The 7,379-nt window shown below is 57.6% G+C and carries 5 protein-coding genes, 15 tRNA genes and 1 other annotated feature; of the genes, 4 read left to right on the forward strand and 16 right to left on the reverse strand.

Annotated features, from left to right (window positions below; all coding sequences use genetic code 11):
* A partial coding sequence (locus AMA01_RS13860) for a hypothetical protein (protein WP_231862963.1) occupies positions 1-919 on the forward strand: 919 nt, incomplete at its 5' end.
* Between the two features lie 165 nt (positions 920-1,084).
* Here AMA01_RS13860 and AMA01_RS13145 read toward each other — a convergent pair.
* Entirely contained in the window at positions 1,085-2,209 is a 1,125-nt protein-coding gene (locus tag AMA01_RS13145) for a hypothetical protein (protein WP_230087660.1), read from the reverse strand.
* Between the two features lie 239 nt (positions 2,210-2,448).
* Positions 2,449-2,705 (forward strand) — a binding site (T-box leader).
* Positions 2,706-2,771: 66 nt separating this feature from the next.
* Here AMA01_RS13145 and AMA01_RS13150 point away from each other — a divergent pair.
* The 3 genes from AMA01_RS13150 (at position 2,772) to AMA01_RS13730 (ending at position 5,439) form a co-directional block, all read left to right on the forward strand.
* Entirely contained in the window at positions 2,772-4,466 is a 1,695-nt protein-coding gene (locus AMA01_RS13150; protein ID WP_067851702.1) for a 2-isopropylmalate synthase, read from the forward strand.
* Between the two features lie 85 nt (positions 4,467-4,551).
* On the forward strand, positions 4,552-5,049 hold the full coding sequence (locus AMA01_RS13155; protein ID WP_082744197.1) for a glutathione peroxidase: 498 nt from the start codon (positions 4,552-4,554) through the stop codon (positions 5,047-5,049).
* A gap of 63 nt (positions 5,050-5,112) precedes the next feature.
* Positions 5,113-5,439 carry a hypothetical protein gene (locus AMA01_RS13730; protein ID WP_197460000.1) on the forward strand — a complete coding sequence of 109 codons (327 nt, stop codon included), beginning with the start codon at positions 5,113-5,115 and terminating at the stop codon, positions 5,437-5,439.
* 1 nt (position 5,440) lies between these two features.
* On the opposite strand, the gene AMA01_RS13165 is transcribed toward AMA01_RS13730, so the two are convergent.
* From AMA01_RS13165 to AMA01_RS13235, 15 genes are all read right to left on the reverse strand, one after another.
* Positions 5,441-5,517: transfer RNA gene (locus AMA01_RS13165), tRNA-Ile, on the reverse strand.
* Between the two features lie 3 nt (positions 5,518-5,520).
* Positions 5,521-5,597: transfer RNA gene (locus tag AMA01_RS13170), tRNA-Asp, on the reverse strand.
* Between the two features lie 4 nt (positions 5,598-5,601).
* Positions 5,602-5,697 (reverse strand) — tRNA-Ser (locus AMA01_RS13175).
* A gap of 3 nt (positions 5,698-5,700) precedes the next feature.
* Positions 5,701-5,776: transfer RNA gene (locus tag AMA01_RS13180), tRNA-Glu, on the reverse strand.
* A 5-nt stretch (positions 5,777-5,781) separates the two neighbouring features.
* Positions 5,782-5,856, reverse strand: a tRNA-Val gene (locus tag AMA01_RS13185).
* A 1-nt stretch (position 5,857) separates the two neighbouring features.
* Positions 5,858-5,931: transfer RNA gene (locus AMA01_RS13190), tRNA-Gly, on the reverse strand.
* Between the two features lie 19 nt (positions 5,932-5,950).
* Positions 5,951-6,025 (reverse strand) — tRNA-Gly (locus tag AMA01_RS13195).
* A 55-nt stretch (positions 6,026-6,080) separates the two neighbouring features.
* Positions 6,081-6,152 (reverse strand) — tRNA-Glu (locus tag AMA01_RS13200).
* Between the two features lie 4 nt (positions 6,153-6,156).
* Positions 6,157-6,229, reverse strand: a tRNA-Thr gene (locus AMA01_RS13205).
* Between the two features lie 6 nt (positions 6,230-6,235).
* A tRNA-Asn gene (locus AMA01_RS13210) sits at positions 6,236-6,310 on the reverse strand.
* A gap of 1 nt (position 6,311) precedes the next feature.
* Positions 6,312-6,387, reverse strand: a tRNA-Ala gene (locus tag AMA01_RS13215).
* Positions 6,388-6,393: 6 nt separating this feature from the next.
* Positions 6,394-6,470, reverse strand: a tRNA-Pro gene (locus tag AMA01_RS13220).
* A gap of 7 nt (positions 6,471-6,477) precedes the next feature.
* A tRNA-Arg gene (locus AMA01_RS13225) sits at positions 6,478-6,554 on the reverse strand.
* A 71-nt stretch (positions 6,555-6,625) separates the two neighbouring features.
* Positions 6,626-6,700 (reverse strand) — tRNA-Thr (locus tag AMA01_RS13230).
* 3 nt (positions 6,701-6,703) lie between these two features.
* A tRNA-Lys gene (locus tag AMA01_RS13235) sits at positions 6,704-6,779 on the reverse strand.
* Positions 6,780-7,379: the final 600 nt, after the last annotated feature.

Genomic DNA, 7,379 nt, shown 5'->3' on the forward strand with positions numbered 1-7,379 from the left:
TCATTTAAGTGTTCCAGATGGTCTGCGGTGGTCTCCCATGCCTTCTGTGCAACCTCAGAGCGGGCCAAATTACGTGAACATCTACGTGAATGGCCAATGCGTTTTATCGCCTAAAAAATTTGTGATAAAAGTATACCCTCCTTCGATGAGTGCGGCGCATCAGACACTTCACGTGGCAAGTTCGAAAACTCTTAATGTCATTTCGCTCGGCGCGTACGAAATTCTCTTCGCTCACATGCAGCAGCTTCGTGTGCTCAATTTCATAGACGGTGGTGACGACAGTGGTGTCCAACGATTGGAGATTTATAGTTCTCAACCGTTCGCTGTCAATGGACAAATGTACTATTCCGATACAAAGGGTGTGAACATTCAGTACCTGAATGGAAGGTACGTCTTCCGTGTTTCACGATCGGCTATTGAGAGCATATTGCCGACATTTCAGACTACGTACGCTGAGACTCGTGAACTTGCCATCGGCAATCATGTAGGCTCTGCCTTTCCCGAATGGACACAAAAGATAGCGAATGAATGTGTAAGCGAAGCAACTTCATGGATCAATAGCGTGAGCTTCTGGTTTCGAGACGGCGATGTGTATATCCAGGCGCCTAATTTCTATACCCAGCAACCTTGGAATGCGGAAATTGCGTCCGATTATTGGGTTGGGAACGAACCTCCTCCTATCCAATTTTCATATGACAAAGGCATTACGTGGCACAAAGGGCTTTGGATGTACCGATCTTTCAGTTTCTATATTGCTCCGCCTAGTATCTCGGGAGTTCAGCCCAACAAAGCTCCGATCATCACGGTTCGAACCCCGAACCCATCTCAGTGGCATGTTGAAATGGACGCGTATGGAGATGGTTTTTGCGGAGTGCAGTTTTGTAATGTGAATGGGGTTTGGTATCTAGTGTTCAACTAATATGCCGTATGCGCGTTGCCTTTGTGCGTCATAGCATGTGGAAATGCTGCGCTGCGGTCTAAGGCGGGCTGCCCACATACCGAGGTACGAGGCAGCCCTGTACGATGCTTCTCACATCGGACATCTGAGGCGTGGTCGTCTTGCTCTGCGCCACCGCCGCGCCGACTAGTGGGCCGCGGCTCGAGGGGCGGATCGCCATAGGCGCGTCCACGGCGACGATCCGTCCCGTGGCAGGAAGTTGTGGGCGAGTGTCAGCAGGAACAGCGGTAGCGCCGTATTGGGGTCCGTGCCTGCGCCACCCACCACGCCGAAATCTTGGCCAAGCCACCACACGAGAAGCAGCACGACGCCGGTCGCTACCTGAACGGCGCGAGACTCGGGGGCCGTGAACCAACCGACAGCGAGTACCAAGGGCACGGCGACAAAGACCGCGTTCCACCCCATCGGCCCGTGTGACAACGCGTGGGCCAATGCGTAGAGCGGCGCCGAGAGGAAGTGAGGCTGAGGCATCTGAGCCATTCCCACTTCCATATCGGCCAGCCCGTTCCCTGACCAGTAACCTGCGCTCGGAAGAGCCTGAAGGATGGCGCTCGCCAAGAACCAAACGGTCACAAACCACTGCATGCCGTGCTTGACCTGTCCGTGCTCCCACGCGTCAGCTTTCGCAAGCAGAACCACAGCGAGCGCCGCGTAGACAAGCACAGAACCGGGGCTTCCCATGAGCCATGAGCCGCCGCTGAAGATCTGTCCGAAGCCCTCGCCGAAGGCCCACACCACGAGCGACCAGGTGATGGAACCCCGAAGGGCCAGCCGCCCGATGAACCGTTCGGGGCCGGCGAGAATGCCGACGCCAAGCAGAATTTGAATCCACACCGTCAGCGAGTCAAACCAGAGCGGGCGTGAGGTGAAGAGCAATTGCGTCACCGACAGAAACAGGTCGTTCACCCAGCGCGGCTGTCCAGACATGACTGGTTGAATCACCGCGCCGAAGAAGTTGGTCCCGAGCTCGGGCTGCGCCTGTAGGAGGCCATCCAGGATCCACAGGAGGCCCAGAGACCAGACGGCCAGCCTGCGCGCCTTAGCCTCCGATGGAGCCAGATAGTAGGGCGATCCGCTGCTTTGCCTGCTCCGGGGCTCGATGCCGAATTCCCGCAGAAACCCTTCGCCTTCTGATTTCCAGAATCGCGCGATGAGATAGACGATGGCTGATACGCCCAGTAACACGGCCCATTCGATCAGGAGCAGCTTATAAAACGCGCTTACCGTGTGAACAGGCGGCGCGCTTGACATGTCCATATCTCCCACTAAATTCACCACCTTTCTGCAGAAAGCGGCCAGATCTTCAAGGCAATCCTACGCCATGGTCGGTCCGCTGACCAGATAGGCTCCTGCTGTAGACGTGAATAATTTCTTACTGATCTTGTCCTATGACAGGGCGGCATACACTCCATGCGCTTGACATCCCGCGCAATTCCCCTTACGATGGAATCACCTGAAATGATGCACGTGATGCACAATGCTGAAAATAGCGACAGGTGACGAGTGGGAGCAGTAGGGACGCCGCCGGAGTTCAGAGAGCCGATGGACGGTGCGAATCGGTCGAAGGTGCGTCTTGAACTCGCCCATGAACCGCAGCCCGAAAGGCGGCCAATGTGGCCGTGGGAGTAGGGTGTGCCGCGCGCCCGCGTTATTGGGCTAGACGGTGATTGCCGTCGACAGAGGGGGCTTTTCCTCAAGAAAAGCCAAATAGAGTGGTACCGCGAGCCAACCCGGCCTCGTCTCTATACGAGATGAGGCCTTTTTGTTTTCCCTTCAGAACCACATGAAGACAAGAGAAGAGGAGTGGATGGACATGAAGCATGTCAACAAGTACACCCGCCAGTATTTTCTCCCCCCGGAACCTTGCTTCGATTGGGTACATCGCGATCATCTCGATCACCCTCCCATCTGGTGCAGCGTCGACCTGCGCGACGGAAATCAGGCGCTCATCGTGCCGATGAATCTGGAGGAGAAGCTTGCGTACTTTCAACTGCTCGTCGAGATCGGCTTCAAGGAGATTGAGGTCGGCTTTCCAGCCGCTTCGGACACGGAATTCGAGTTCGTCCGGACGCTTATCGAGCGCGATCTCGTCCCGGACGACGTGACCATCCAGGTCCTCACGCAGTCGCGCGATCACATCATCGAGCGCACCTTCGAGGCCATTCGCGGGGCCAAGCGGGCCATCGTCCATCTCTACAACTCCACGTCCGTGGCGCAGCGCGAGCAGGTGTTCCGGGCGGACAAGGGCGAGATCGTGAACATTGCCGTGACCGGCGCCGAGCAGATCCGCGATCTCGCCCGCACCACACCAGGCAACTTCTTCTTCCAATACTCGCCGGAGAGCTTCACCGGCACGGAGCTCGACTTCGCGCTCGAGATCTGCAACGCGGTGCTCGACGTGTGGCAGCCCGCGCCGGATCGCAAGGTCATCATCAACCTGCCGGCGACCGTCGAGCTTTCCATGCCGCACGTGTACGCGAGCCAGATCGAGTACATGGGCAAGCACTTGACTCACCGCGACGCCGTGATTCTGTCCGTGCATCCGCACAACGATCGCGGCACGGGTGTCGCGGCGGCGGAACTCGCCATGCTCGCGGGCGCGGAGCGGCTTGAGGGCACGCTGTTTGGGAATGGGGAGCGCACGGGCAACGTGGACATCGTCACGCTCGCGCTGAACCTTTACTCGCACGGCATCGATCCGGGGCTCGACTTCTCCAACCTCCCGGCCATCCAGGCCCGCGTCGAGGCCCTCACCAAGATGCAGGTGAGCAGGCGTCACCCGTACGCGGGGGAACTCGTCTTCACGGCGTTTTCGGGATCGCATCAGGATGCTATCGCGAAGGGCATGAAGTGGCGCGAGGAGAAGTCGCCTGAGCATTGGACGGTCCCGTATCTGCCCATCGATCCCAAGGATATCGGCCGCGAATACGAAGGGGACATCATCCGCATCAACAGCCAATCCGGCAAGGGCGGCATCGGCTACGTGCTGGAGCAGTCGCACGGCTTCGATCTGCCCCCCAAGATGCGCGAACAGCTGGGGTACGCGGTCAAGCGAGTGTCGGATCGCGAGCAGAAGGAACTGTCAGCGGACGAGATCGCAGAAATTTTCATGCGCGAGTTTGTGAACCTCGGGCAGCCGCTCGATCTCGTCGAACTGACGGGCACGGATGCGAAGGGATCGCACCGCGTGCGCGCGACGGTGGTGTGGCAGGGCGAGAAGGCCGAGATCGAGGGAGCCGGCAATGGGCGGTTGGATGCACTGTGCCATGCGCTGGAGGAGGGGCTCGGGATCCGGGTCGCGATTCTCACGTACAAGGAACACGCGCTCGAAGTCGGGTCGGGATCGCGAGCGGTGGCGTACATCAGCGTGGACGACGAAGAAGGGAATACGCATTTCGGGTGCGGCGTGGATACGGACATTATGGAGGCATCGGCGAAGGCGCTGGTGAGCGCTGTCAATCGAATGCTGGCGCACAGGGCGGAGATGGCGGTGCCCGTGAGCAAATGAACGAGGGGCCCCGGGTTCGTACCCGGGGCTGTATCGTTTGTGCGCGATTGATTGGAGTGCTACGATGGAATAGGAGGGGATGACGTTGACGATTTACGATTTTGAGGTCGAGAAGGCTGACGGGACGACGATGTCGATGCGCGAGTACCAGGGCAAGGTGTTGCTCATTGTGAATACGGCGTCCAAGTGCGGCTTTACTCCTCAGTATGAAGGATTGCAGAAATTGTACGAACTCTATCGCGATCGCGGCTTTGAGGTCCTTGCCTTTCCTTGCAACCAGTTCGGCAATCAGGAGCCGGGATCGAATGAGGAAATTCAAACCTTCTGCAGCACGACGTACCGCGTGACTTTTCCGGTCTTTGCGAAAGTCGACGTGAATGGGTCGAACGCGCATCCGCTGTTTGAATACCTGAAGAAAGAGGCCAAAGGTGCACTCGGATCAGAGGCCATCAAATGGAACTTCACCAAATTTCTCGTCGACCGGGACGGACGTGTGGTGAAACGCTACGCGCCGCAGACATCGCCGGAGAGCATCCGCGAAGACATCGAGGCCTGTCTCGGCCGAACAGAAGGAGTTCAGTGACCTTCGCGCGATCCCGCAGGTACGGACTGGGCGCCGCAGCCCCTTGGGAAAGGGGACGCTCGAATGGCGGAGGCATGTCTAGCGTGCCAGGTCAATCAGGGCATGCTTGTCCCTCCTGGAGGCGTGATCTATCGGGATGATCTCTGGCAGGTCGACCACCGTTTGGAGCCCTGCCCTGTACTGGGATGGTTGATTGCGAAGCCGCTCCGGCATGTCGTATTCTTCGATGAGCTTTCCATTCGAAGAGTTCGTATCTTTGATTTTGATGGACCAAGTCTGCCTCGCGTCGAAGTCGAACGAGTTGCAGCAGAGCTCCGAGGATACCTTCAATCTGGTGAAGTAGCCGAACAAAATCAAATCAGCAGCCGTCCGCAAACGGCTGCTGATTGATTGGTGCGCCCAGGTGGATTCGAACCACCGACCTCACGATTATCAGTCGTGCGCTCTAGCCGACTGAGCTATGGGCGCACATGGCGGAACTGACGGGATTCGAACCCGCGATCTCCTGCGTGACAGGCAGGCATGTTAGGCCTCTACACCACAGTTCCAATGTGGCGGAGTGAGAGGGATTCGAACCCTCGATACGGCCTTAACAACCGTATACTCGCTTAGCAGGCGAGCGCCTTCGACCAACTCGGCCATCACTCCATATGGTGACCCTACGGGGATTCGAACCCCGATTTCCGCCGTGAGAGGGCGGCGTCCTGAACCATTAGACGATAGGGCCTTGCGTGGTGCGGCTGACAGGAATTGAACCTGTGACCCCTACCGTGTCAAGGTAGTGCTCTCCCTCTGAGCTACAGCCGCATGGAGCGGGTGAGGGGAATCGAACCCCCGACCTCAGCTTGGGAAGCTGATGTTTTACCACTAAACTACACCCGCGAGGAGGAGAACCTCCATGTGGAGCGGAAGACGGGATTCGAACCCGCGGCCCTCGCCTTGGCAAGGCGATGCTCTACCCCTGAGCTACTTCCGCACAATGGCTCGACCATTATACCTGCGAGGAGGTGAAAACGTCAAGCCCTAAGTGATGACCCCAGGGGGATTCGAACCCCCGTTACCACCGTGAAAGGGTGGTGTCTTAACCACTTGACCATGGGGCCATGAAGCTCCCAACCAGGCTCGAACTGGTGACCTCATCCTTACCATGGATGCGCTCTACCGACTGAGCTATGGGAGCATGTCCTGGCTCCCCGAGCAGGATTCGAACCTGCGACCCTCCGGTTAACAGCCGGATGCTCTACCGCTGAGCTATCGAGGAATGGTGGAGGTAGCCGGATTCGAACCGACGACCCCCTGCTTGCAAGGCAGGTGCTCTCCCAACTGAGCTATACCCCCGGAGACTGGTCGGAGCAGCGGGATTTGAACCCACGACCTCCTGCTCCCAAGGCAGGCGCGCTACCAAGCTGCGCTATGCTCCGGATGAAATGGCGCGCCCGGAGAGATTCGAACTCCCGACCTTTTGATTCGTAGTCAAACGCTCTATCCGACTGAGCTACGGGCGCGCGTATGGTGATGTGGGTCCGCTGTCCAACCAAGTCCAGCGGGATATCGGGCAACGGAGAAGTTGCCCGTGTGGAGCCACCTGTCGGATTCGAACCGACGACCTGCTCATTACGAGTGAGCTGCTCTACCCCTGAGCCAAGGTGGCGCGTGGTGAGCCATGCTGGATTCGAACCAGCGACACCCTGATTAAAAGTCAGGTGCTCTGCCAACTGAGCTAATGGCTCCTAGCCCGTTTCGTTCAACGCTGGGCATTCGGTACTTTAGCATGGAGGCAGGGCCTTGTCAAGTGAAAATCAGAAGCTGTGTCAAGTTCCCGCGAGCCGAAATCGTCTGCTTTGCCAAAAGGATGGAGCCGGGCTCCTGTCACCGAGCTCCTGTCAGTTGATGCGCTTCATCCGTAAACATGGCACAACATCAATAAAAGAAGAGACGGTCTGCCTCTGGAACGCATCCCTTATTTGGATGCAAGTATACCTTATGAGCGGACCTCAAGAGTGCGCCGCCTCGGTTGGAAGTGAAAAAGACCGTCATATTGTAACCTCCGACTCAGTCGCCGAAGGAAAATCGTTTTCAAAATTGGCTTCACGGACCCCAGGTTTGTGATTTGCTCTGTACACCTCAGTGGTGGTCCGGCGTGAATAGCGCTTGTGTCCATGACCATGCCGGGATTTTCGGGGGCTTGACATGGATGTGGCAAGGGTGATATCCTACGCAACGTCGCGCCTGCGGAACGGCCGAATGCCTGAACGCGACCGCGACACCGAGTAGAAGTTGAACGACCGACTTGACATCGCAGTCCAATGCGTGTTATGCTGGTCGAGTTG

Origin of the sequence: Alicyclobacillus mali NBRC 102425, from assembly GCF_001570745.1 — a bacterium.
Lineage (GTDB): Bacteria > Bacillota > Bacilli > Alicyclobacillales > Alicyclobacillaceae > Alicyclobacillus > Alicyclobacillus mali.